This window comes from Achromobacter sp. ACM01 (assembly GCF_014851745.1).
In the GTDB taxonomy this organism is placed as follows: domain Bacteria; phylum Pseudomonadota; class Gammaproteobacteria; order Burkholderiales; family Burkholderiaceae_B; genus Achromobacter; species Achromobacter aegrifaciens.
On the sequence record NZ_JACVAF010000009.1, the window covers coordinates 17,553 to 40,849 of the forward strand.

Consider the following 23,297-nt stretch of genomic DNA (forward strand, 5'->3'; position numbering starts at 1 on the left):
GCGCTTCAACCCCAGCGAAACAGCGGAAGCTGCAGCTGCAGCGCCCACCAGAAGACGACGACCGCGATGACGGTCATGGCGATCGAAAGCAGCAGAGCCTGCTTGATCGTGTTGTTGCGGTCGCCCAGCGCCGAAATGAAAACGATGGCGAACGTGGCAGGCAGCAAACCGCCGTAATGGCCCAGCAGCAGGAAAGCCAGGATGCCCAGCAGGATGCAGGCGCCGCCGCGGAAGTCCGGCAGGCCGTGGGCATGGCCGTCGCCGGGCGCAGGCGCGGACGATTCACCCGAGCGCGCCGAGATGGCGATCAGCACGCCGGTCAGCGCCAACAGGCCGCCGAGCGCCGCGGGAAAAAAGCCCGGCCCCATGTGACTCAGGGTGCCGATGTGATAGTCGGTGCCACCGTAGATCGCCCCCAGCCCGATGAGGACCATCAGCGCTCCGCCGTAATAGTCCTTTCTATTGATTGTCTTTTGCACTTCATCCTCCTTCGTGGTGCGGCCGTGTGCCTGGCCGGGACGCACCCGCGAAACGAGCGCCATCCGGTGCCTGGCGACAGGCCCGGACGCAGATTACGGAAGGAAGCTGCTAATCCGCTTTCTGTGCGCTGTCGCGTTCCTGAATTCAGGGGTTATCCCTGAACGGAAGCCGCGCATGACTGCGGAAATGGGGAGAAGTTACTGATCGCCCTTGAGCTCGACATCGAGCGGACGAGGATATTGGGAGACCGTGGACGCCAACGGCAGCCACAGCACGGAGGCCAGGCCAACGCCGCCTTGCGCGTTCGGTTCGCCGTCGCGCAGTTCGATGTCACCGTCGTTGCGGCGCGCGTAGGCGCGGGCAATCGCCAAGCCCAGGCCCGAGCCCGACGAGGCGACCGGCTTGTCCGTGCCGACCCGCTCGAAACGCGCGAAAGCGCGCTGGCGCAGTATCGGGTCCAGCCCCGGCCCGTTGTCGGAAACAGCGACCTCGGCGCGGTTGTCGTGGCAGCAGACCGACACGGTGATGCGTGCGCCCGCGGGCGCGTAATGGATGGCGTTGTGCACCAGGTTCGACAAGGCTTCGTGCAGTTCGGCCTCGTTGCCCGACACCGGCGCGGGGATTTCCTGGCCCTCTTCCGAACCCGCCTGTACCCAGCCCAGGTCCTGCTGTTTTTCGTGCGCCAGCGGCAGATATTGCAGCACCACCTCGCGCGAGACGGCGTTCATGTCCAGCAGTTGCCGCGGCAACTGGTCGGCCTGGTTGGCGTGAGCCAGCGACAGCAGCTGTTCAGTCAGGCGACGTGTGCGACCCAGCTGGTCGACGATGCCGCGCAGGCCCTCCTGCGCCCGCGCCGGATCGCGTTCGCGCAGCGCATACTGCGCCTGCGTCAGCATGATGGCCAGCGGCGTGCGCAATTGATGCGAAGCATCGGCCAGGAACTGCGACTGCTCGTCGAGGACGCGGCGGTAGCGGGCGATATGGTGATTGACCGCGTCGACCAGCGGCGCCACTTCGCTGGGCACGCGCGAGGCGTCCAGGGGCGTCAGGTCGTCGGGGCGGCGCGCGCGGATGTCGTTACGCAGGCGGCGCAGCGGCTTCAGCGCCCACGACACGCCCCACCACACCAGCAGCGCGACCAGCGCCAGCATGCGGGTGTCGCGCAGGATTTCCTGGCGCCGGGCATTGTTCTCGGCCTCGATGCGCTTGCCTGTGCTTTCAGCCACCACGACCAGCACCTGGCGGTGCTGACCCTGGTAGTACAGGTCGCGCACGACGGCCACGACGCGCACGGGATCGTTGCGATAGACGCTGTCGTAGAAAATCGGCTGGCTGTTGGAACGCGGCCAGGTGGGCGGACGCGGCATTTCCGGCATGCCGAGCAAAGTCTTGCCGGGCTCGGTGGGCACGGCGGCGCCGTCCGGCAGCGGCGGATCGATCTCTTCGATGCGGAAATACTTGCGCAGGCCAGCGCGGGACTCGAGCATCACCTGCGCGTACAGCGGCGTAGCGACCTGCAGGTTGCCGTCAGCAGTGAATTCCAGGCTGCTTTCCAGCACCCGGGCCGGCTCGACCAGGGCGCTGTCGTAGGCTTCGTTGGTGATCTCGGCCAGCGTGCGGTAGTCGTTCACGCTGTCCACGACCAGCAGCATGATCACGCCCGGCAGCAGCAGAATGATCAGCAGCGCGCGGATGCCCACGCGCGGCAGCTCGGATAGCCGCAGCCTCACTCAGGATTCCGCGGACTCGCTGGCGACGCTTTCCAGCATGTAGCCCAGCCCGCGCACGGTGACGATGCGCACGTCGCTGCCAGCCAGCTTCTTGCGCAGCCGATGCAGCACCACCTCGATGGCGTCGGGATTGGCTTCGCTGTCGTGCGTGAAGACCTTGCCGAACAGCTGGGATTTGTCCACCGGATAGCCGCTGCGCGTGAGCAAGGCAGCCAGGGCGGCATGCTCGCGCGGGGTCAGGAACAGCAGCGAGCCGTCCAGGGTGAAGGCGCGGCTTTCGCTGTCGTAGGACAGCGAACCGCATTGCAGGCGCGGATGCTGGCGGCCGCGGCTGCGGCGCACCAGCGCCGTCAGGCGCGCTTCCAGTTCCTCGAGCGCGAAAGGCTTGGTGAGGAAATCGTCCGCGCCCAGGTTCAGGCCACGCACGCGGTCCTGCAAGGCGCCCTGGGCGGTCAGCAGGAGCACGGGGGTGCGGTCGTCGCGGTTGCGCATTTCACGCAGCACCACCAGGCCGTGCTTGTCGGGCAGGCGCAAGTCCATGACGATGGCGTCGTATTCGGTACCGGCCATGAAGGCTTCGGCGGTGCGGGCGTCGGCCGCGTGGTCCGGCACGAACCCGCTCTGGGCGAGCGCGCGCATCAACCAGGACGCCATGTCCCGTTCGTCTTCAACCAACAATATGCGCATGACCGTCCGTTCCTTCGGGCAGATTCTCTGCCGCCCGTTGCCCGTGCACCCGCTGGCGCAAGTAGCGGGTTTCGTGATGGCGCCGGAAGAGGATAGCCGACAGCTCGTTCAGCGCCTGGGTGTAGACGTCGCGCTTGAACTCGATCACGGCATCCAGGGGCACCCAATACTGGCTCCAGCGCCAGGCATCGAATTCCGGATGCTGCGTCGCGCGCAAGCACACGTCACTGTCACGTCCTACCAGGCGCAACAAGAACCAAATCTGTTTTTGTCCTTTATAGTGGCCACGCCACTCACGCCGGACGAAGTGATCGGGCACGTTATAACGTAACCAATCGCGTGTACGCCCCAAAATACGGACATGCTCGGGCTTCAAGCCCACCTCTTCATGGAGTTCGCGATACATGGCCTGCACCGGGCTTTCGCCATACTTGATGCCGCCTTGGGGGAACTGCCAGGCATGTTCCCTGATACGCTTGCCCCAAAAGACCTCGTTTCTACCGTTGACGAGAATGATGCCGACATTGGGGCGGTAGCCTTCGCGGTCAAGCATGGGCCACCCCCACCGAATTCAATACAATTACGATCGATTATACGTATCTGCAGCCACCTTTAAACATGCGCGCATCCAACTACCACATCAACACCCTCAAAGAAGCCCCTTCCGAAGCCGAAGTCGCCAGCCATCAGCTGATGACCCGGGCAGGGATGATCCGCAAGCTCGCGGGCGGCATCTACACCTACATGCCCCTGGGGCTGAAAGTCATTCGCAAGGTCGAGGCCATCGTCCGCGAAGAAATGAACGCCGCGGGTGCGATCGAGCTGCTGATGCCGGTGGTGCAGCCGGCCGAGCTCTGGCAGGAGTCGGGCCGCTGGGAGCAATACGGCGCCGAGCTGCTGCGCATCAAGGACCGGCACCAGCGCGATTTCGTGCTGCAGCCCACGTCCGAGGAAGTCATCACGGACATCGCGCGCAATGAAATCCACAGCTATCGCCAGCTGCCGGTGAACTTCTATCACATCCAGACCAAGTTCCGGGACGAGCGCCGCCCGCGCTTCGGCCTGATGCGCGGCCGCGAATTCACCATGAAGGACGCCTATTCGTTCGACCGCGACGAAGCCGGCGCGCAGGCCAGCTACGACACCATGTTCAACGCCTACATGCGGATTTTCGGCCGTCTGGGCCTGGAATTCCGCGCCGTGGCCGCTGACACGGGCTCGATCGGCGGCACCCGCAGCCACGAATTCCAGGTGATCGCCGACACCGGCGAAGACCTGCTGGTCTACAACGCCGACTCGGACTACGCCGCCAACATGGAACTGGCCGAGGCCCCCGGCCTGTACCCCACCCGCGCCGAACCCGCCCAGGCCATGGCCGAAGTGCCCACGCCGGGCGCCGCCAAGTGCGAAGACGTGGCCAAGCTGCTGGGCCTGCCGCTGGAGCGCACGATCAAGTCCATCGTGCTGGCCACCGACGGCGAGAAAGGCGCCGACATCTGGCTGCTGCTGCTGCGCGGCGACCACGAACTCAATGAAATCAAGGCAGGCAAGCTGCCCGGCCTGGCGGGCTTCCGTTTCGCCACGGAAACCGAGATCGTCGAAACCTTCGGCTGCAAGCCGGGCTACCTGGGCCCGGTCAAGACCGTCCGCCCCGTGCACGTCATTGCCGACCGCACCGTGGCCAACATGGCCGATTTCGTCTGCGGCGCGAACAAGGAAGACTTCCACATCCAAGGCGTGAACTGGGGCCGTGACCTGCCCGAGCCCGAACTGGTGGCGGACCTGCGCAACGTGGTTGCCGGCGACCCCTCGCCGGACGGCAAGGGCACCCTGTCGATCCAGCGCGGCATCGAAGTCGGCCACGTGTTCTACCTGGGCAAGAAGTACTCGGAAGCCCTCAAGGCCACCTTCCTGGACGAAACCGGCAAGCCCGCCGTCCTGGAAATGGGCTGCTACGGCATCGGCGTGACCCGCATCGTGGGCGCGGCCATCGAGCAGAACCACGACGCCCGCGGCATCATCTGGCCGCGCGCGATCGCCCCCTTCGAAGTGGTAATCTGCCCGGTCGGCTGGGGCAAAAGTGAAACCGTGCGTGACACCGCGCAAAAGCTCTATGAATCCCTGCTGGCGCGCGGCGTGGACGTCATCCTGGACGACCGCGATGCCCGCCCGGGCGTGATGTTTGCTGAATGGGAGCTGATCGGCGCGCCGCTGCGTGTAACAGTTGGAGAACGCGGGCTGAACGATGGTGTGGTGGAATTGCAGGCCCGTCGGGAAACCGAAGCGGCCAAGATTCCGGTAGAGTCCGCGCTTGAAGCCGTGCTGACGAAACTCGACACGCTGTAAACTTTATAGTAACTACGGACTTTCCGCGTCCCGACTGCCCTTTCCTATCCATCGTGACCGATCCGAAGTCCGCCGAATCCGTCCTGCAGGTCCGTGTCTATTACGAGGACACGGATGCAGGCGGAGTGGTTTTCTACGCCAACTACTTGAAATTCCTGGAGCGCGCACGCACCGAGTGGCTGCGCGACCTGGGGGTCAACCAGTCCAACCTGGCGGTCAGCGAGCAACGTCTATTCGTTGTCCGCTCCCTGGACATGTCCTACCGCAAGCCGGCCAGGCTGGACGATTTACTGACGATACGCAGCCGGGTCACACGACTGGGCCGCGCTTCGATACACTTCGCGCAACGCGCGGAACGCGACGGGGAACTGCTTGCCGAAGGCAACATCCAAGTCTGCTGCGTCGATGCCGTTCACATGCGGCCGGCGGAGTTGCCGGCTGACGTTCGCGCCAAACTGGAATTCATTCAGGAATAACCATGCAAGTCACCAACGACATGTCGTTGCTTTCGCTGATTTCGCACGCCAGCGTGCCGGTCCAGCTGATCATGCTGATGCTGTTGGGCATTTCGATCATGTCCTGGACCTATATCTTCGCCAAGCGGCTGGCGATCAAGCGGGCCCATGCCCAGACCCGCCGCTTCGAAGACGATTTCTGGTCGGGCGGCGACCTGTCCATGTTGCAGCAGGCCGTGGCCTCGCGCCGCGACGAGCAAGGCGCGCTGGCTCGCATCTTCGATGCCGGCATGACCGAATTCCTGAAAGCCCGCCGCGGCAATGCCTCCGGCGACGCCACCGCCCTGCTGGACGGCCCGCGCCGCGCCATGCGCGCCGCCTACCAGCGCGAGATGGATTCGCTGGAATCGCACCTGAACTTCCTGGCTTCGGCCGGCTCCGTGTCCCCTTACATCGGCCTGCTGGGTACGGTCTGGGGGATCATGCACGCCTTCATCGGCCTGTCGAACATGCAGCAGGCCACCCTGGCCTCGGTGGCTCCCGGCATCGCGGAAGCGCTGATCGCCACCGCCATCGGCCTGTTCGCGGCCATTCCCGCCGTGGTCGCCTACAACCGCTTCACGAACGACATCGATCGCATCTCGATCCGTTTCGACAGCTTCGTCGATGAATTCCTGAACATTCTGCAACGGCAGGTGCGCTAATGCCCTCGGTAAGCTCACGCGGCAGGTCCGGCCGCCGCATGAAGGCCGACATCAATGTGGTGCCGTACATTGACGTGATGCTGGTGCTGCTGGTCATCTTCATGGTGACCGCCCCTCTCATCACGCCCGGCCTGATCCAGTTGCCCTCCGTTGGCGCGGCCTCGGACGTGCCGGTCAAGCCGCTGGAAGTCCAGATTTCGGAAGACGGCAAGATCGCCCTGCGCGTGCGCGAACCCGGCGCCACCATGCAGGACATCGCGCGCCCCGAACTGGTGGCGCAAGTGCGTTCGCGAATTACCGCGGAAACCCCGGTGGTCATCGCCGCCGACGGCAAGGTGCCCTACGAGACGGTCGTGAAGGTCATGGATGAACTTCGCACCAGCGGCATCACCCGCCTGGGTCTGCTGGTGGACCAGTCCGCCGGCGCATCCCAGCCTGCTCCCGCGAAAAAACGCTAACGCGACGCCTTCCGCCGGCGCCGCCGGCATGCAACGCTCATGACGCCACCCATAATCCGACACCGCAGCGGCCCCCCGGCCACCCCGCCCAACCACGACAACCGGAAGGCATTGATCCTGGCCGTGGCCGTGCACGTGCTGCTGCTGATCGTCTTGATCTTTGGCGTGAACTGGCGCTCCGAGAGCCCCGGCCCCGTGCAGGTACAGCTCTGGGCAGACGGCAACTCGCCCGACTCCCCGCCGCCCACGCCGCAACCCGAACCCCCGAAGCCGCAGCCCAAGCCGGAACCGAAGCCCGAGCCTGAAAAGGCGCCCGAGCCTCCCCCGCCGCCGCCCCCTCCTCCCAAGCCTGAGCCCGAGGCCCAGCCCAAGACCGAGGAAGTCGATCCCGAGATCGCGCTGCAGGAAGCCAAGAAAAAGCGCGAGCAAGAGGAAAAGGCACGCCAGGCCGCCGAAGCCGCCAAGGAAAAGGCGCGCCTCGACGAAGAACGCAAGCAGGCCGAACTGAAGGAAAAGAAGCGCCTGGAGCAGGAACGCCAGGCCGCTGAAAAGGCTGCTGCCGAAAAGGCCGCCGAGAAAGCCGCCGCCGACAAGGCTGCCGCCGAGAAGAAGGCCAAGGACGACGCTGCCAAGAAGGCCGCGGCGGAAAAGGCTGCCGCCGAAAAGGCCGCTGTCGAGAAGGCTGCGGAAGAAAAGGCTGAAAAGGCGGCTGCCGAGAAGGCTGCCGCCGAGAAGAAAGCCGCGGCCGAGAAGAAGGCCAAGGAAGAAGCCGCCAAGAAGGCCGCCGCCGACAAGGCGCTGAAGGATGCCTTCCGCAACGACGCCCTGGGCGCCGCCGGCATCCCCGGCGGCACGGCCGACCGCAATCAGGCGGGCGGCGGACGCGACAGCGGCTATGGAGCCAAGGTCCGCGCCTGCGTGCAACCCGGGGTGGCTTATCCGCCCCCGCCCCGCAGCGGATCGGAAAATCCCACGGCACAATACCGGGTACAGTTAGGTTCCGACGGGAAGGTCAACGGCGTCACCTTGACCAGTTCTTCGGGCAATGCCGGCTTCGACCGTGCGGTCGAGACGGGCATCCGCCGTTGCAACCCCTTCCCGAAGCCCTCGACGGGCCGCTACGAACCCATTATTGACGTTGTGTACAGAATGTATGATTGACAGGAGATTGATGAATATGACTCCCGCTTATAGCCGACGAGTACCCCCCCTCGCTCTCTGGCGATCGTATGGACTCGGGCTGCTGATGCTGGCCCTGGCCTGCCTGATGGCCATCAAGCCCGCCCATGCGCAGCTGCGCGTCGATATTTCCGGTACCGGCGCCACCCAATACCCCGTGGCCATCGCCGATTTTGCAGTCGACGACACCCATGGCCGCGCCCTGGCCGAAGTCATCCGCGCCGACCTGACCCGCACGGGCCAGTTCCGCCTGATCAACGCCGCCGGTTCCGGCCTGAACGTGGACTCCCCCATCGCCCATGACGACTGGCGCGGCAAGGGCGCCGATTTCATCGCCTACGGCAGCATCGTGCGCGGCGCCGACGGCCGCTACGACGTGCGCTACCGCCTGGCCGACACGGTCAAGAAGAGTCAGCTGGACGGCGTGGCGTTCTCGGGCACCGAGCAGGAACTGCGTCGCGTGGCGCACCAGATCGCCGACCGCATTTACGAGAAGATCACCGGCGTTAAGGGCGTTTTCTCGACCCGTATCGCGTACGTGCTGAAGAAGGGCGCCACCTACGAACTGCAGGTGGCGGACGCCGACGGACAGAACCCGCAGGTCGCCCTGCGTTCGCGCGAGCCCATCATTTCGCCGTCCTGGTCGCCCGATGGCTCCAAGCTCGCCTATGTGAGCTTCGAATCCGGCAAACCTGTCGTCTACGTGCACAATCTGGCAACCAGCGCCCGCTCGCCTGTCGCCAACTTCAAGGGCAACAACAGTGCGCCCGGCTGGTCGCCCGATGGCAGCAAGCTGGCGGTGGCTCTGACCCGCGATGGTTTGTCGCAAATTTACATCGTTGGCGCGACCGACGGCTCGAATCCGACCCGAGTTACGCGTTCTCCCGGGATTGACACCGAACCGAGCTTTACGCCAGACGGTGCTTCCATTATCTTTACGAGTGACCGCAGCGGCGGGCCGCAGATCTACCAGACCGGCTCGAGTGGTGGCGAAGCACGCCGCCTCACGTTTAATGGTGGTTACAACATATCACCCCGAATTTCCCCCGATGGATCGACGCTGCTGTACGTTGCAAGACGCGACGGCGCGTTTCGAATCGCATCGTTGAACCTGTCCTCAGGCTCCGAGACCTTGTTGACTGATGGTCGTGACGATCAGTCCCCGAGTTTTGCGCCGAATGGAATGCAAGTCCTCTACGCAGCTATCCAAAATGGCCGTAGCGTGCTTGCTGGTGTCTCGAGCGATGGCCGCGTACGGCAGACGCTTTCGGTACTGAATGGGGAAATACGTGAACCGACTTGGGGCCCATTTACCCGATAACACGTGTGACTCTCTTTGCAAAGGAACTATCATGAAGTCGCGCATTGCCAAAAGCCTAACCATCGCCGCTCTGGCTGCCGCCCTGGCAGCTTGCAGCTCCGTCCCTCTCGACGATAAAGCGGGTCAGGGCGGAGGCGCTGGCCAAGGATCCTCGGCCTCTGGCCAGATCCTTGATCCCTTCAACCCCCAAAGCATCCTGGCGCAACAGCGCTCGGTGTACTTTGACTTCGACAGCTACACGGTGTCGGACCAGTACCGCAGCTTGGTCGAAACCCACGCCAAGTACCTGGCCTCGCATCAGCAGCAGACCATCAAGATCGAAGGCAACACCGACGAACGCGGCGGCGCTGAATACAACCTGGCCCTGGGCCAGCGCCGTGCCGACGCTGTGCGCCGCATGATGACCCTGCTGGGCGTCAGCGACAACCAGATCGAAACCATCAGCTTCGGTAAAGAAAAGCCGAAGGCGACTGGCACGTCGGAAGCCGACTTCGCGGAAAACCGCCGCGCCGATATCGTTTATCGCCGCTAAGCTTTTTCGTATAGTCTAGAGCCCTACCACGCGTCGGGACGGTCAACCGGCCGTCCCGACGTTTGTTTTTATACCGGGAATTTTCATGCGCGATAACGTTCTGTCCCTGCGTCCTCTGATTGCGGCCACCGGCCTGGTGCTTGCCGCCCTTGCGGCGCCCGCCCACGCTTTTTCCGACGATGAAGCCCGCCGGGCCATCCTGGACTTGCGCCAACAGGTGCAGCAGCAGAACGAACAAAGCCAGCGCGCCAAGCTGCAATTGGCCGACCAGATCCAGGCCTTGCAGCAGGAAGTCGCCCAACTGCGCGACCAACTCGAACTGGTGTCGCGCCAGCAGCCCTCGGCCAAGCCGGGCGGCGCGGCGGGCAGCGCCAATCCGCCGGGGGCCTCCGCTGGCGATCCCCAGGAACAGGCCGCCTATGACGGCGCGATCGATCTGTTCCGCAAGGGCCAGTACAAAGAAGCGTCCGAATCGCTGGCCGCCTTCACCGCCCTGTACCCCGCCAGCCAGCTCGCGCCCAGCGCCCAGTTCTACCTGGGCAGCAGCCGCTATGCGCTGAAGGACTTCAAGGGCGCCATCGAGCAGTTGAACGCCATGGTGCAGAAGGCCCCGGACAACGCGCGCGCACCGGACGCCCTGCTGGTCATCGCCGGCAGCCAGATCGAAATGAACAACCGCGCCGGCGCCAAGACCACGCTGCAGCGCATCGTGCGCGACTACCCGACCACGCCGGCCGCCAACACGGCCAAGAGCCGTCTGCAGCTGCTGCAGTAATGCCGCCTGCCGCGAGCGCGGTTGCCGCTTACCAGCACATCCTGCGCCGCCGGGCAGGGCTTATCGCCCTGCTGCTGGCGGCGCTTTTCATTGCGCTGCTGGCCGACTTCACGGTCGGCCCTTCGGGCCTGCCCTGGGGCGAACTGTGGCAGACGCTCACGGCTCCCGCCGCGGCCGATCCAACCACACGCGTGATCGTGTGGGAGATCCGCCTGCCATCGGCGCTGATGGCGGCTCTGGTCGGCATGGCGCTGGGAATGGCGGGTGCGGAAATGCAGACCATCCTGAACAACCCGCTCGCCAGCCCGTTCACGCTGGGCGTGTCGTCCGCTGCGGCCTTTGGCGCCTCGCTGGCCATCGTGCTGCAGCTGGGCCTGCCCGGCGTCCCCGCCGGCTGGCTGGTGGCGGGCAACGCCTTCCTGTTTGCGCTGCTGGCGGCGCTGATGCTGGACGCCGTGACCCGCTGGGGCGGCATGAATACCTCGGGCGTGGTGCTGTTCGGCATTGCCATGCTGTTTACCTTCAATGCCCTGGTGTCGCTGGTGCAGTTCATGGCCAGCGCCGAGGCGCTGCAGAACCTGGTGTTCTGGACCATGGGCAGCCTGTCGCGTTCCAGCTGGACCACGGTCGGCGTGCTGGCTGCGGCCTTTGCCGTGGCGCTGCCGCTGGCCATGCGCCAATCCTGGAAGCTGACCGCGCTGCGCCTGGGTGAAGACCGCGCCGCCAGCTTCGGCGTGGACGTGCGCCGCGTGCGCGTCGCGGCGCTGGCCCGGGTCAGCCTGCTGTCGGCGCTGGCCGTGGCTTTTGTCGGCACGATAGGCTTCATCGGGCTGGTCGCGCCGCACATTGCGCGGCGGCTGTTTGGCGAGGACCACCGGTTCTTCCTGCCGGGCAGCGCGCTGGTGGGCGCGGTGATCCTGTCGCTGGCGTCGATCGCCTCCAAGAACCTCATGCCGGGCGTGATCGTGCCGGTAGGCATCGTGACGGCACTGGTCGGCATACCCTTTTTTGCGTCGGTGGTGCTGCGCCGGCAGATGCCATGACCGCGCCGCGCACCGCTTCTGCAACGACGCTATCCGTGCGCGGCCTCACCGCTGGCTACGGACGCACGGACGTGCTGCATGCGCTGTCGATACCCGAGTTGGCCGCCGGCCAGGTGACCGCCCTGCTCGGCCCCAATGGCAGCGGCAAATCCACCCTGCTCAAGGCACTGGCGGGCCTGGTCCGCGTGCGCGCCGGCAACGTCACGCTGGACGGCCGCGACCTGCTGCGACAAAGCTTCGGCGAACGCGCGCGGCACGTGGTCTACCTGCCCCAGGGCCTGCCCGCCGCCGTGCACCTGCGGGTGTTCGAATCCGTGCTGGTGGCGGCCAAGGCCGGCGACGGCCTGGGTACGCCGGTGGACATGCACGCCATAGACCGGCTGCTGGAGCGCCTGGGCATTGCCCATCTGGCCTTGCAGTACCTGGATTCGCTGTCCGGCGGACAGAAGCAACTGGTGGGACTGGCGCAGGCCTTGATCCGCCATCCGCGCGTACTGCTGCTGGACGAGCCGCTTTCGGCGCTGGACCTGAACTACCAGTTCCACGTCATGCGACTGCTGCGGCAGGAAACCCAGGAGCACGGCCTGATCAGCGTCATCGTGCTGCATGACCTGAACGTGGCGCTGCAGCACGCCGACCGGGCCGTCATGATCCATGATGGCCGGGTGCACGCCGAGGGGCTGCCGGCGGATGTGATCACGCCGGCATCGCTGGCGGCGGTCTACGGGGTGGAAGGACGGGTGGAGGCCTGCTCGCGCGGCCTGCGGCAGGTGCTGATCGACGGGCTGCAAGCACACCCGCACTGAGCGCGAGACGGCGCGATGTCAGGCGCGCAGCGCCACGTCCACGACCGGCGCGCCGGTCATGTCCGCCAACTGCCGCGGCGTCAGGTTGAACACCGCGTGCGGATGCCCGGCGGCGGCCCACAGGCTGTCGTAGTTGAAGAGATCCGCGTCCAACAGCATCACCGGCTTGACCGCATGGCCGATGGGGCACACGCCGCCGATCGCGTAGCCGGTCATGTCGCGTACGAACTTCGCGTCCGCCTTGGCCAGCCCGCCCACCTGCGAGGCCACCTTGGCCTCGTCCACGCGGTTCGCGCCGCTGGCGATGACCAGCACCGGCGCGTCATCCGAGGCGCGCCGGAAGATGATGGACTTGGCGATCTGCGCAACCTCGCAGCCTAGCCCCGCCGCCGCTTCCGCCGAGGTCTTGCCGGTTTGCGGCAGGACGACCACGGGCTTGTCATGGCCCAGCTCCAGCAGCAGGCGCGCGACGCGCTGGGCGGATTCGGGCAAGGCGGCAAGGGACTCAGGCGACATCGGGGCGGCTCCGTGGAGTTGGGAAATCAGCGCGACCAGCGCGCCGAGGGATCGGAAAACGAGTTTATCAGCGCCGGCGCCCGGTGCCCGGCGCCTGCGGGCTAGAATGCGCTCCTGGCTTTCCCATCCGACACCCATGCGTTCCGAACCCGTCCTGCCCCTGCAAACCGCCCTGATCGGCGGCTACGCCTTGTCCTACACCGAGTATGGCAGCGGCGCGCCTCTGGTGCTGGTGCACGGTTCCCTGTCCGACTGCCGCTACTGGAAGTCGCAGATGGCGCCGTTGGGCAAGTCGTTCCGCGTGCTGGCGGTATGCCTGCGCCGCTACTGGCCCGAGACCTGGGATGGCGAGGGTGATGGCTTTTCGATCGAACAGCATGCCAGCGACGTGCTGGAGTTCATCGATACCGTGGCGGGCGAACCGGCCCATCTGGTGGGGCATTCCCGCGGCGGCCGCGTAGCGCTGGAAGCGGCGCTGCAGCAGCCCGGCGCGCTGCGCAGCCTGACCCTGGCCGACCCGGGCCTGCCCTTGCCTGGTGACGACGACCTGCGCGGCGGTTTTCGCCAGCGCGCGCTGGCGCTCATCCGCGACGGCGAGATCGAAGACGGCCTGGCGCTGTTCGTGGATACCGTGACGGGCCCCGACACCTGGCAACGCATGGTGCCGTGGTTCAAGGAGATGGTGCGCGACAACGTCGGCACGCTGTTCGGACAGGCCGAGGAGAAGCCCGAAGCGCTGACGCCGGCGCAGATCGGCACGCTGAAGCTGCCGACCCTGCTGATTGGCGGCGCGCTCAGCCCTGCCCCCTACCCGGCCGTGCTGGACGCGTTGTCGCAATGGCTGCCGCAGGCGCAGCGGGTGACGATCACGGGATCGTCGCATGGCATGAACTTGGGCAATCCGCGCGCCTTCAACGGCGCCATCGAAGCCTTCATCAACGGCTGACGCCGGATCTGCCCGGCCGCAGCGCGCGCCTCAGGGTTCGACCGAAGGCGTGTGCTTCAAGCGCCGCAACACAAAGGTGGATCGGCTGTGCCGCACGCCGCGCAGCTTGTAGAGCCGCTTGCGCAGGAATTCCTCGTAGCCTTCGGTCCCCGCCACTGCCACCTTGATCAGATAGTCGTACTCGCCCGTCACGAGAAAGGCCTCGACCACTTCCGGCAGCCGCGTGATCTCTTCGCCAAAGCGCGCCAGCGTGTCGTCGTCGTGATGTTCCAGCGTCACCTCGATCATGACGGTGTCCGGCAGGCCCAGCGCTTTCTGGTTCAAGAGGGCCGCGTAGCCTTCGATCACGCCCGCCTCTTCCAGAGCCTTGACCCGGTTCCAGCAGGGCGTGGGCGACAGCCCCACCTGCTCGGCCAGCTTCAGGTTGGTGAGGCGTCCGTCGGCGCGTAGCGCGCGCAGGATCTTGCGGTCGGTTTCGTCGATTTTGGGCGATGCGGGCATGATGGACGGATAACGAAGATATTTTCCCTGCAAAAACTAATTCTACAAGACAACTATTCTCCAGATTCCCCAAATATGGCGTGAATCAGGAAACCTATTTTGCCCTCCTGCCCGTAGACTCTCCTGCAAGACGGTCACCTATCCCGCCCGTCCGATTTCGGCGTCCACGCTGCGGCATAACCCGGCGCAGGCGCCGGCAGTATCAACGCAGCACGCCGCGCGCCGATCCGCGCGGCAGGAAACCATGTCTCTCGCAGCAGCAGCACCCGCAAGATCCGGCCTGGGCCTGTCCGGCACCGCCATGCTTTTCGCCGCTCCGGCGCTATTCGCCTCCAACATGGTGGCGGCCCGCTGGGCCCATGATGCCAACCTCCCTCCTGTTTTTCTGGCCTTCGGCCGCTGGCTGATCGCCCTGCTGATCCTGCTGCCGCTTGCCGCGCCCGCCCTGCGCGCGCACCGCAAGACCTTGTGGCGCGCCCTGCCGTCGCTGGCGCCGCTGGCAGTGCTGGGCATGGGCGTGGCCGTGGCACCGCAGTACATCGGCGCCCAGAACACCAGCGCGACCAATATCGCCCTGATCTTTTCGTGCAGCCCTATCCTGGTGGCGCTGCTGGAAGCCATCATCTGGCGCAAGCCGCTGTCCGCCCTGCGCGGCGCGGGCCTGGCGCTGGCCCTGGGCGGCGTGCTGGTGGTGCTGGCGCGCGGCGATGCGCAGACGCTGGCCCGCCTGGATTTCGGCCAGGGCGACCTCTGGGTGCTGCTGGCCGCCACCGGCTGGGCCTTCTACACCGTGCTGCAAAAGCGGCTGAGTCTGCCCGCGGTGCCGGACAGCGCCCGGCTGGCGGCCATGATGCTGGGCGGCGTGCTGGCCCTGGCGCCCTTTGCCGCGATCGAGGCCGCGGCCGGCGCCACGCCGCCCTGGGGCGATCCGCGGCTGGCCGCGATGCTGCTGTTCCTGGCGGTGGTGCCCAGCCTGGGCGCGTACTACGTGTACGGCCGCCTGATCAGCCAGGCGGGGCCAGCCACGGCGGGGCTGTCGATGTTCCTGGTGCCGGTCTATGCCGCGCTGCTGGCCTGGCCGCTGCTGGGCGAGGCCCCGCAGCTGTTCCATGCCTATGGCTTCGTGATGATTCTGCTGGGCGTGAAATTGGCCTCGTCGCGCATGCGCACGGCGGCGGCCACGGCCGCCGCCCCCGCCTGACGCTGACTCAGCGGCCCGAGCCCTGGGCCGCCATCACTTCCTGCGCCACCTGGCGCGGCGCCTCGGCATAGTGCTTGAACTCCATGCTGTAGGTCGCGCGCCCCTGGGTCAGCGACCGCAGCGAGGTGGAGTACCCGAACATCTCGGCCAGCGGCACTTCGGCGCGCACCAGCTTGCCGCCGCCACCCGCGATGTCCTCCATGCCCTGCACCATGCCGCGCCGCGAGGACAAGTCGCCCATGACGTTGCCGGTGAAGTCTTCGGGCGTTTCCACCTCGACCTGCATCATGGGTTCCAGCAGCACCGGATCGGCGCGGCGCATGCCTTCCTTGAAGGCCATCGAGCCCGCCATCTTGAAGGCGTTCTCGTTCGAGTCCACGTCGTGGTACGAACCGAAGAACAGCGTCGCCTTCACATCCACCACGGGGTAGCCCGCCAATATGCCGGCGTTCAGCGCTTCGCGTATGCCCTTGTCGACCGCCGGAATGAACTCGCGCGGCACCACGCCGCCCTTGATGGCGTCGACGAATTCATAGCCCTTGCCGGGCTCCTGCGGCTCAAGCTTGAGCACCACATGACCGTACTGACCGCGGCCGCCCGACTGCTTGACGAACTTGCCTTCGACCTCGTTGCAGGTCTTGCGTATGGTTTCGCGGTACGCGACCTGGGGCTTGCCCACCGTGGCCTCGACGCCGAACTCGCGCTTCATGCGATCGACCAGGATCTCCAGGTGCAGCTCGCCCATGCCGGAAATGATGGTCTGTCCGGACTCTTCATCCGTGCGCACGCGGAAGGACGGATCCTCCTGCGCCAGGCGGCCCAGCGCGATGCCCATTTTTTCCTGGTCTGCCTTGGTCTTGGGCTCCACCGCCTGCGAAATGACGGGCTCGGGAAAGACCATGCGCTCCAGGATGATGATGTGGGCCGGGTCGGTCAGCGTGTCGCCAGTAGTGACGTCCTTGATGCCCACCGCCGCGGCGATGTCGCCCGCGTAGACCTCGGTGATTTCGCGCCGTTCATTGGCGTGCATCTGCAGGATGCGCCCCAGGCGTTCCCGCTTTTCCTTGATGGGATTGAAAACGGAGTCGCCCGACTTCACCACGCCGGAATAGACGCGGAAGAACACCAGCTGGCCGACGAAGGGGTCGGTCATGATCTTGAAGGCCAGCGCCGAGAACGGTTCGTTGTCGGTGGGATGCCGTTCGATTTCGTGGTCGCGCTGGTCATGGCCCTTGATCGCGGGTACGTCCACCGGCGAAGGCATGTAGTCGATGACCGCATCCAGCATGGCCTGCACGCCCTTGTTCTTGAACGCGCTGCCACAGAGCATGGGGACGATTTCGTTGGCGATGGTGCGCATGCGCAGACCCTGCTTGATCTCGTCTTCGGTCAAGGGTTCGCCCGACAGGTATTTTTCCAGCAGGGTTTCGTTGGCTTCGGCCGCCTTCTCCACCATCTTGTCGTGCCATTCCTGGGCCTGCGCCTGCATTGCGGCGGGAATGTCGCGGTACTCGAAGCGCACGCCCTGGCTGGCCTCGTCCCAGATGATGGCCTTCATCTTGACCAGGTCGATCACGCCTTCGAAATGGTCCTCGGCGCCCACCGGCAGCTGGATGGGCACGGCGTCGCCCTTCAGGCGCTCGGCGATCTGGCGCTGCACGCGCAGGAAGTCCGCGCCGACCCGGTCCATCTTGTTGACGAAGGCCAGCCTCGGCACCTTGTACTTGTTGGCCTGGCGCCAGACGGTTTCCGACTGCGGCTGCACGCCGCCCACGGCGTCGTAGACCATGACCGCGCCATCCAGCACGCGCATGGAGCGTTCGACCTCGATGGTGAAATCGACGTGGCCCGGCGTGTCGATGATGTTGATGCGGTGTTCGGGATAATTACCCGCCATGCCCTTCCAGAAGGCGGTGGTAGCGGCCGACGTGATGGTGATGCCGCGCTCTTGTTCCTGCTCCATCCAGTCCATCACGGCGGCGCCGTCGTGCACCTCGCCAATCTTGTGGGTGATGCCGGTATAGAAGAGGATGCGCTCGGTGGTCGTCGTCTTGCCCGCGTCGATGTGGGCGCTGATGCCGATATTGCGGTAAAGCTCGATACGCGTCTTGCGAGTCATGGCCTCTTCCCTTGCAGTGAACTACCGGGCGAAGACGGCAAGCCCGACCGGGCCTTGCCGCGGCGGGCGCCATGCCGCGTAGGGTGCTTGAGAATCGCGGAACCGCGCCCGCACTGATGCGTAAATATTACGCGCGGCGCGCCAGGAAACAAGCCTAGTCCCTGCAAAGGCCAAGGATAAAAAAAGCCCCTCCAGCGGGAGGGGCTCCGTAGCCATGCACCAGCCTGGGGCAGCTCCGTAGAGCATTCCGCGGCGGTCGATGCGGCAGGCTACTTCTTTTCTTCCTTGACGCGATACACCAGCACTGCCGTGCTGGCCAGCGACAGGACCTTGGCGGTGACGCTGCCCAGCAGCAGGCGCGACAGGCCGCTGCGGCCGTGGCTGCCGATGAAGATCAGGTCGCAGCCGGCGTCGGCGGCGGCTTGCACGATGCCGTCGGCAACGTTGAAGTTCGACACGGCGCGCGACTCGGACTTCACGCCAGCGGTGTCGGCGCGGTCGGTGATCTGCTTGAGGTACTTGTCGGCCTGCTCGGCGGAGGCCTTTTCGTAGTCTTCGTCGGTGATGGCGTAAGCGGCAGCCATGCCGTCAAAACCGATCGTTGCCGCGAAAGGCTGGGTCACGTAGAGCGCGACGACTTCAGCGCCCACGGAACGCGCAAAGCAAATGCCGGCATTGGCGGCTTGGGCCGAGAGCGGAGAACCGTCGGTGGGAATCAGGATCTTCTTGAACATCTTGCCTGCTCCTGTTTGTGAGGTACCTCCATGCTACCGGAAACGCGCCAGGTTCACATCAACCGAACCCGGCGCGCCTTGACGCGCGTCAAGCCTGCGTTCAACCCAGCTGCTGGGCGGCGGCGAACAGATTGGTGCAGCGGGTGCCGGTGCGGCAGTACGCCAGGACCGGGCCGGGCAGCGTGCGCAACAGCTCGGCGAAACGCACCACGTCGGCGGCGGTCATGGCGCTGCCCACGACGGGCTGGTATTCGATCTGCAGGCCGGCGGCCAGGGCGGCCTTGGACACGTCTGCGGCGGTGGGCTGGTCCGGGCCGCCTTCGAAATCGGGACGGTTGATGATCACGCTCTTGTAGCCGGCGGCGGCGACGTCCGCCATGTCGTCCGGGCCGAGCTGGGGCGCGACGGCGAAATTCTGGGTCAGGGGTTTGATGGGTGCGGACATGGCGGTTCCTTCAATGGCTTCAAAGAGACAGCTTTCTATTATTGATTGCTGGAGACGTTTTGCGCGAAGATTTTTTCCAGATCGGTCCAGACGCCCCGATGATCGGCGATCGTGACCGAAAAGCGCAGCATCGTCGACGGCGCCTGGGACGGGGAAAACAGCGTGCCCGGCGCCAGCAGCATGCCGTGGTCGGCCGCCACGCGCGCCAGCGCCTCGGTATCGCGACCGTAGTCGGCCCAGACGAACATGCCGGCGTGCGGCTCGTGATGCACCGTCAGGCCCAGTTTCAGCAGTCCTTTCAGGCACCGCTGGCGGGCATCGTCCACCCGCAGGCGCACGCGCTCGATGTGGCGGCGGTACTGCCCTTCCATCAGCACCCGGTGGATCACCCGCTCGCCGAGTTCTGGCGAGGTCAGGCCGGCCAGCATCTTCAGGTCGGCGAGCTTCTGCAGGATCTCGGGATTCGCGGCCAGATAGCCCACCCGCAGGCTGGCCGCCAGCATCTTGGAATAGCCGCCCACCAGGATCACCCGCTTCAGGCGGTCCAGCGCGGCCAGCTTCATGGCGCCGCCTGGATGCAGTTCGCCGTAGGTGTCGTCCTCGACCACCAGGAAATCGTGGCGTTCGGCGATGCGCAGGATGTCGTAGGCGGCGCCGGCCGACAGCGTGTGGCCGGTGGGGTTGTGCACCGAACCGTTGATGATGAAGAGCTTGGGCTTGTGCTGGGCCGCCAGCTGTTCGAGCAGCGCCGTGTCGGGGCCGTCCGGGCCGCGCGGCACGCCGATCAGGCGCGCGCCGAAGGCGGCCAGCCGGCCGAAGATGACGAACCATGCCGGGTCTTCGACCAGTACGGTGTCGCCCGGTTTGACCAGGTGCCGCGCGATCAGGTCCAGCCCGTGCGTGACGCCGTTGGTCGTGAGCAGATTGAGTTCCGGATGCGCAGGCACGCCGTCGTTCTGCAGGAAGGCGGCGATCTGCTGGCGCAAGGGGCCGAAGCCCTGGGGATGCCCATAGCTGACCAGATGGCCGCGTACGGAGCGGCCCACGGCGCGCACCGCGCCTGCCACCATCTCGGGGTCCAGCCAGTCCGCGGGCAGCAGTCCCGCGCCGCCGGGCATGCCTGAAGGATTGGTGTCGCGGAACATGCTGCGCAGCAGCCAGGCGACGTCGATCCGCGCAGGCGGCGTGAACGCCGCGGGCGCCGCGCTGGCCACGGCGGCCAGTTGCCCGCTGCGCGCCCGTACGAAGAATCCCGCGCCGCGCCGCGACTGCACCAGGCCGCGGGCCACCAGGCGGTCGTAGGCCTCGACCACGGTGAAGCGGCTGACGCCCGACTGTTCGGCCATCTTGCGGATCGACGGCAGGCGGGTGCCGGGCCGCAGGCCCTGTTCATCGATGCGGCGCGCCAGCCCATCGGCCAATTGCGCCACCAGGGTGGCGTCGGCCTGGCGCACGGGCTGCCAAGGCATGGAGGCGGTCGCGGCGGAAGCAACTGTCATGGGGATTTCACCAGGCCAGTGATTAAAGTGATATGCAAAAGTGTACCGGTACTGTACCGACAACTATGCGTAGAGTGACAGCAATGCCGAAAACCCGCAATAGCGGATGGGCGCGATGCCCGCGGCGTTCCCCTACCTTGGTGGCTGCGATGACCCGTCCCGCTTTCTATCCGACCTCCCAGGCTGCGCCTGGCGCCCCCGCTGGGCTATGGGAGGGGTACGGCTATGGTTTTCTGGGAGTGCTGGTCTTTTCCCTGACGCTGCCCATGACGCGCCTGGCGGTCGGCGAGCTGGCGCCGCTACTGGTGGGACTGGGCCGCGCGCTGCTGGCGGCCGTGCCGGCGATTGCCGTGCTCTGGCTGACGCGCGCCCGCCGGCCCAACCGCGAGGAATGGCCCGGCGTGATCCTGGCCGCCCTGGGCATCGTGGTGGGCTGGCCGCTGGCGTCCTCGCTCGCCATGCAAACCGTGCCCGCATCGCAGGGCGCCGTCTTCAATGGGCTGCTGCCCCTGTCGACCGCGGCCTTTGCCGCGCTGCGCAGCGGTGAGCGCCCCTCGCCCGCCTTCTGGGCCTGGGCCGTGCTGGGCGCCGCGCTGGTGACGGCCTATGCGCTGCGCCAAGGCGAAGGCGCCCTGCAGACGGGCTATCTGTGGCTGCTGCTGGCCGTGTTGCTGGGCGGCATGGGCTATGCCGAAGGCGCGCGCGCTTCCCGCACGCTGGGCGGCGGGCGCACCATCTGCTGGGCCCTGGTGATCAGCGCCCCCGTGGTGGCCGCGCCAGTCGGCTGGATGGCGGCGCAGCAGGCCAGCTGGCCCAGCGCCCCGGTGATCTACGCCAGCGCCTATCTGGCGCTGGGATCGATGTTCCTGGGCTTTTTTGCCTGGTATCGCGGCCTGGCCGTGGGCGGCATCGCCCGGGTCGGCCAGGTGCAGTTGCTGCAACCGTTCCTGACGGTGGTGGCGGCCGCATTGTTGTTTGGCGAATCGGTGGAACCGGCGACGTATGTCTTCGCCGCTGCCGTGATCGCCGTCATCGCCGGCGGACGCCGCGCCATCGTCAGGACCAAAGAATGAATCTGCTCCCCTCCAACTGGGCCGACGTGCCTCTGATGTCCCTGTCCTTGCTGGGCCCCCTGGCCATGTTCGCGCTGGTCAGCTCCATTACGCCCGGACCCAACAACGTAATGCTGGCCTCGTCCGGCCTGAATTTCGGCTTCCGCCGCAGCGTGCCGCATCTGCTGGGCGTGAACCTGGGCTTCACCTTCATGATCTTCCTGGTGGGCATCGGACTGGGCTCGGTGTTCCAGCAGGTGCCGCAGTTGTACACCGTGCTGAAGTACGCGGGCGCGGCCTATCTGCTGTACCTGGCGTGGAAGATCGCGAATTCAGGTGAAATGGACGACGGCGAGACGCGCGGCAAGCCGTTCACCTTCCTGCAGGCCGCCGCCTTCCAGTGGGTCAACCCCAAGGCCTGGGTCATGGCCGTGGGCGTGATCGCCACCTACACGCCGCAGAACGGTTTCTTCGCCAATCTGGTCATCGCCACCGTAGTCTGCGGCATCGTCAACCTGCCCAGCATCGGCATCTGGGTGACCTTCGGCACGGCGCTGCGCCGCGTGCTGCACAAGCCCTGGGCGATCCGCGCCTTCAATGTGGGCATGGCGCTGCTGCTGGTAGCGTCGCTGTATCCGGTGGCGCTGGAAATGCTGCACTGACACGGCCCTCAGGCCAGCAATCCCACAACCACGGCGGGCGTGACCAGCACATTGAACAGGCCCGCCATCACCATCACCAGGCCCGCGACGGCGCCCTCATCGGCCGCCAGCTCGCGGGCCTTGGCCGTTCCGGCGCCATGCGCACCCATGCCGAACAACGCGCCGCGCGCCAGCGCCGAGCGCAGCGGCAGCCAGCGCCGCATCAACTGGCCCATGGCCGCGCCGAACACGCCCGTAACGATCACGAAGACGGCGGTCAGGTCCGGCACGCCGCCCACGTGCGACGACACGGCCACCGCGAACGGCGTGGCCACCGAACGCGGCAGCAGGCTCAGGCGCAGGTCCGGCGACAGGCCCAGCAAGCTGCCCAGCATCCAGGCGCTGGCGCCTGCGATCAGGCTGCCCACCGCCACGCCCGCCACCAGCACGGGCCAGTAACGGCGGATCAGCGCGCGCTGTTCATACAAGGGCAGCGCGAAGGCGACGATGACCGGCCCCAGCATCGCCATCAGCCAGTGCGACCCCGCCATGTAGTCCCGGTAGCCGGTGTGCAGCGCAAGCGCAAGCGCCAGCAACAGCGCGGGCGCCACCACCAGGGTCGACGTGCACCAGTAGGCGTAGCGCCGGTAGAACAGGCGCGCGCAGACATAGGCCAGCACCGTCGCGGCGGGCCAGAACAACAAGTTGAAATCAGCTGGCATGGCGGTTCATCCAGCGGTAGCAGAGATCGATGGTCAAGGCCGTGCCCGTCATCACCAGGGCCGTACCCAGCAGGATAACGGCCAGCAGCTTCAGGCCCAGCACGCCCAGGAATTCGCGGTGGTCCAGCAGCGACATGACGGCCGGCACGAAGAACAGCAGCATCTCGCCCAGCAGCCAGCTGGCGCCGCGATGCACGTTGCGCACCCGCAGGCGGCGCGTGGCCAGCAGCAACAGCACCAGCGCCATGCCGATGACGCCGCCCGGCACGGGTAGCCCCAGCAACTGAGCCAACGCCTGACCCAGCAGGGAGAAGAGGACCAGCAGGCAGATTTGCAGCACGCGGCTGCGGCGCAGCTTGCTGCGTAGAAGAATGGCGAGGCGTGGGCGAGACATGAGACGAAGTT

General features: G+C 66.2%; 26 protein-coding genes. 14 read left to right on the forward strand and 12 right to left on the reverse strand.

The annotated features are described in order from the left end of the window. Positions 1–5 precede the first annotated feature (5 nt). The 4 genes from IB268_RS28495 to IB268_RS28510 all read right to left on the reverse strand — a co-directional run bounded on the left by IB268_RS28495 (position 6) and on the right by IB268_RS28510 (position 3,450). Positions 6–434 carry a tripartite tricarboxylate transporter TctB family protein gene (locus tag IB268_RS28495; RefSeq protein WP_054458558.1) on the reverse strand — a complete coding sequence of 143 codons (429 nt, stop codon included), beginning with the start codon at positions 432–434 and terminating at the stop codon, positions 6–8. Positions 435–677: 243 nt separating this feature from the next. Beyond that, a complete protein-coding gene (locus IB268_RS28500) occupies positions 678–2,180 on the reverse strand; it encodes a sensor histidine kinase (protein ID WP_119449443.1) in 1,503 nt (500 codons plus the stop codon). 30 nt (positions 2,181–2,210) lie between these two features. Next, a complete protein-coding gene (locus IB268_RS28505; protein WP_008157866.1) occupies positions 2,211–2,897 on the reverse strand; it encodes a response regulator in 687 nt (228 codons plus the stop codon). Then, positions 2,878–3,450, reverse strand: a complete 573-nt coding sequence (locus tag IB268_RS28510) for an RNA pyrophosphohydrolase (protein ID WP_042796390.1) — start codon at positions 3,448–3,450, stop codon at positions 2,878–2,880. The genes IB268_RS28505 and IB268_RS28510 overlap by 20 nt, the downstream gene beginning before the upstream one ends. Positions 3,451–3,515: 65 nt before the next feature. Between IB268_RS28510 and IB268_RS28515 the strand changes: the two genes are divergently transcribed. The 10 genes from IB268_RS28515 to IB268_RS28560 all read left to right on the forward strand — a co-directional run bounded on the left by IB268_RS28515 (position 3,516) and on the right by IB268_RS28560 (position 12,516). Next, positions 3,516–5,243, forward strand: coding sequence for a proline--tRNA ligase (locus tag IB268_RS28515; protein ID WP_054458515.1), 1,728 nt, complete (start codon positions 3,516–3,518; stop codon positions 5,241–5,243). Between the two features lie 53 nt (positions 5,244–5,296). Beyond that, positions 5,297–5,719, forward strand: a complete 423-nt coding sequence (ybgC, locus tag IB268_RS28520; RefSeq protein WP_054458513.1) for a tol-pal system-associated acyl-CoA thioesterase — start codon at positions 5,297–5,299, stop codon at positions 5,717–5,719. A 2-nt stretch (positions 5,720–5,721) separates the two neighbouring features. Continuing rightward, entirely contained in the window at positions 5,722–6,402 is a 681-nt protein-coding gene (gene tolQ, locus IB268_RS28525) for a protein TolQ (RefSeq protein ID WP_054458511.1), read from the forward strand. Beyond that, on the forward strand, positions 6,402–6,860 hold the full coding sequence (locus IB268_RS28530) for an ExbD/TolR family protein (RefSeq protein ID WP_054458509.1): 459 nt from the start codon (positions 6,402–6,404) through the stop codon (positions 6,858–6,860). Before tolQ ends, IB268_RS28530 begins: the two co-directional genes overlap by 1 nt. Positions 6,861–6,899: 39 nt before the next feature. Beyond that, complete coding sequence (gene tolA / locus IB268_RS28535) at positions 6,900–8,021, forward strand: cell envelope integrity protein TolA (protein WP_192355181.1); 1,122 nt, start codon at positions 6,900–6,902, stop codon at positions 8,019–8,021. 16 nt (positions 8,022–8,037) lie between these two features. Beyond that, positions 8,038–9,360 (forward strand): Tol-Pal system beta propeller repeat protein TolB, encoded by a 1,323-nt coding sequence (gene tolB / locus IB268_RS28540; protein ID WP_054458554.1) that lies wholly within the window; start codon positions 8,038–8,040, stop codon positions 9,358–9,360. Between the two features lie 31 nt (positions 9,361–9,391). Continuing rightward, positions 9,392–9,892 carry a peptidoglycan-associated lipoprotein Pal gene (pal, locus tag IB268_RS28545; RefSeq protein WP_042796384.1) on the forward strand — a complete coding sequence of 167 codons (501 nt, stop codon included), beginning with the start codon at positions 9,392–9,394 and terminating at the stop codon, positions 9,890–9,892. An 85-nt stretch (positions 9,893–9,977) separates the two neighbouring features. After that, a complete protein-coding gene (ybgF, locus tag IB268_RS28550; RefSeq protein WP_054458506.1) occupies positions 9,978–10,667 on the forward strand; it encodes a tol-pal system protein YbgF in 690 nt (229 codons plus the stop codon). Then, entirely contained in the window at positions 10,667–11,710 is a 1,044-nt protein-coding gene (locus IB268_RS28555) for an iron ABC transporter permease (protein ID WP_175161283.1), read from the forward strand. The genes ybgF and IB268_RS28555 overlap by 1 nt, the downstream gene beginning before the upstream one ends. Continuing rightward, positions 11,707–12,516: an ABC transporter ATP-binding protein gene (locus IB268_RS28560; RefSeq protein ID WP_192355182.1), complete on the forward strand. Its 810-nt coding sequence runs from the start codon at positions 11,707–11,709 to the stop codon at positions 12,514–12,516. The genes IB268_RS28555 and IB268_RS28560 overlap by 4 nt, the downstream gene beginning before the upstream one ends. An 18-nt stretch (positions 12,517–12,534) precedes the next feature. Here IB268_RS28560 and IB268_RS28565 read toward each other — a convergent pair whose 3' ends face one another. Beyond that, positions 12,535–13,032, reverse strand: a complete 498-nt coding sequence (locus IB268_RS28565) for a YbaK/EbsC family protein (RefSeq protein WP_054458501.1) — start codon at positions 13,030–13,032, stop codon at positions 12,535–12,537. Positions 13,033–13,168: 136 nt separating this feature from the next. Between IB268_RS28565 and IB268_RS28570 the strand changes: the two genes are divergently transcribed. After that, entirely contained in the window at positions 13,169–13,978 is an 810-nt protein-coding gene (locus IB268_RS28570; protein WP_054458499.1) for an alpha/beta fold hydrolase, read from the forward strand. Positions 13,979–14,008: 30 nt separating this feature from the next. On the opposite strand, the gene IB268_RS28575 is transcribed toward IB268_RS28570, so the two are convergent. Continuing rightward, on the reverse strand, positions 14,009–14,479 hold the full coding sequence (locus IB268_RS28575; protein ID WP_054458496.1) for an Lrp/AsnC family transcriptional regulator: 471 nt from the start codon (positions 14,477–14,479) through the stop codon (positions 14,009–14,011). Between the two features lie 244 nt (positions 14,480–14,723). On the opposite strand from IB268_RS28575, the gene IB268_RS28580 reads away from it, so the two are divergent. Further along, positions 14,724–15,680 (forward strand): DMT family transporter, encoded by a 957-nt coding sequence (locus IB268_RS28580; protein WP_225591521.1) that lies wholly within the window; start codon positions 14,724–14,726, stop codon positions 15,678–15,680. Between the two features lie 7 nt (positions 15,681–15,687). On the opposite strand, the gene fusA is transcribed toward IB268_RS28580, so the two are convergent. The 4 genes from fusA to IB268_RS28600 form a co-directional block, all read right to left on the reverse strand. Next, positions 15,688–17,799, reverse strand: coding sequence for an elongation factor G (gene fusA / locus IB268_RS28585; RefSeq protein ID WP_054458492.1), 2,112 nt, complete (start codon positions 17,797–17,799; stop codon positions 15,688–15,690). Between the two features lie 269 nt (positions 17,800–18,068). After that, on the reverse strand, positions 18,069–18,533 hold the full coding sequence (locus IB268_RS28590; protein ID WP_013391481.1) for a universal stress protein: 465 nt from the start codon (positions 18,531–18,533) through the stop codon (positions 18,069–18,071). A 100-nt stretch (positions 18,534–18,633) separates the two neighbouring features. After that, on the reverse strand, positions 18,634–18,978 hold the full coding sequence (locus IB268_RS28595; protein WP_042796377.1) for a TIGR01244 family sulfur transferase: 345 nt from the start codon (positions 18,976–18,978) through the stop codon (positions 18,634–18,636). A 38-nt stretch (positions 18,979–19,016) separates the two neighbouring features. After that, positions 19,017–20,477, reverse strand: coding sequence for a PLP-dependent aminotransferase family protein (locus IB268_RS28600; protein WP_054458490.1), 1,461 nt, complete (start codon positions 20,475–20,477; stop codon positions 19,017–19,019). A gap of 149 nt (positions 20,478–20,626) precedes the next feature. Between IB268_RS28600 and IB268_RS28605 the strand changes: the two genes are divergently transcribed. Together IB268_RS28605 and IB268_RS28610 are read left to right on the forward strand one after the other, a co-directional pair. Then, positions 20,627–21,550 (forward strand): DMT family transporter, encoded by a 924-nt coding sequence (locus IB268_RS28605; protein WP_175181732.1) that lies wholly within the window; start codon positions 20,627–20,629, stop codon positions 21,548–21,550. Then, complete coding sequence (locus IB268_RS28610) at positions 21,547–22,191, forward strand: LysE family translocator (RefSeq protein ID WP_054458487.1); 645 nt, start codon at positions 21,547–21,549, stop codon at positions 22,189–22,191. Before IB268_RS28605 ends, IB268_RS28610 begins: the two co-directional genes overlap by 4 nt. A gap of 8 nt (positions 22,192–22,199) precedes the next feature. On the opposite strand, the gene IB268_RS28615 is transcribed toward IB268_RS28610, so the two are convergent. Together IB268_RS28615 and IB268_RS28620 are read right to left on the reverse strand one after the other, a co-directional pair. After that, a complete protein-coding gene (locus tag IB268_RS28615) occupies positions 22,200–22,892 on the reverse strand; it encodes an LrgB family protein (protein WP_054458486.1) in 693 nt (230 codons plus the stop codon). Continuing rightward, positions 22,882–23,286, reverse strand: a complete 405-nt coding sequence (locus IB268_RS28620) for a CidA/LrgA family protein (RefSeq protein WP_054458484.1) — start codon at positions 23,284–23,286, stop codon at positions 22,882–22,884. Before IB268_RS28620 ends, IB268_RS28615 begins: the two co-directional genes overlap by 11 nt. Between the last annotated feature and the right edge of the window lie 11 nt (positions 23,287–23,297).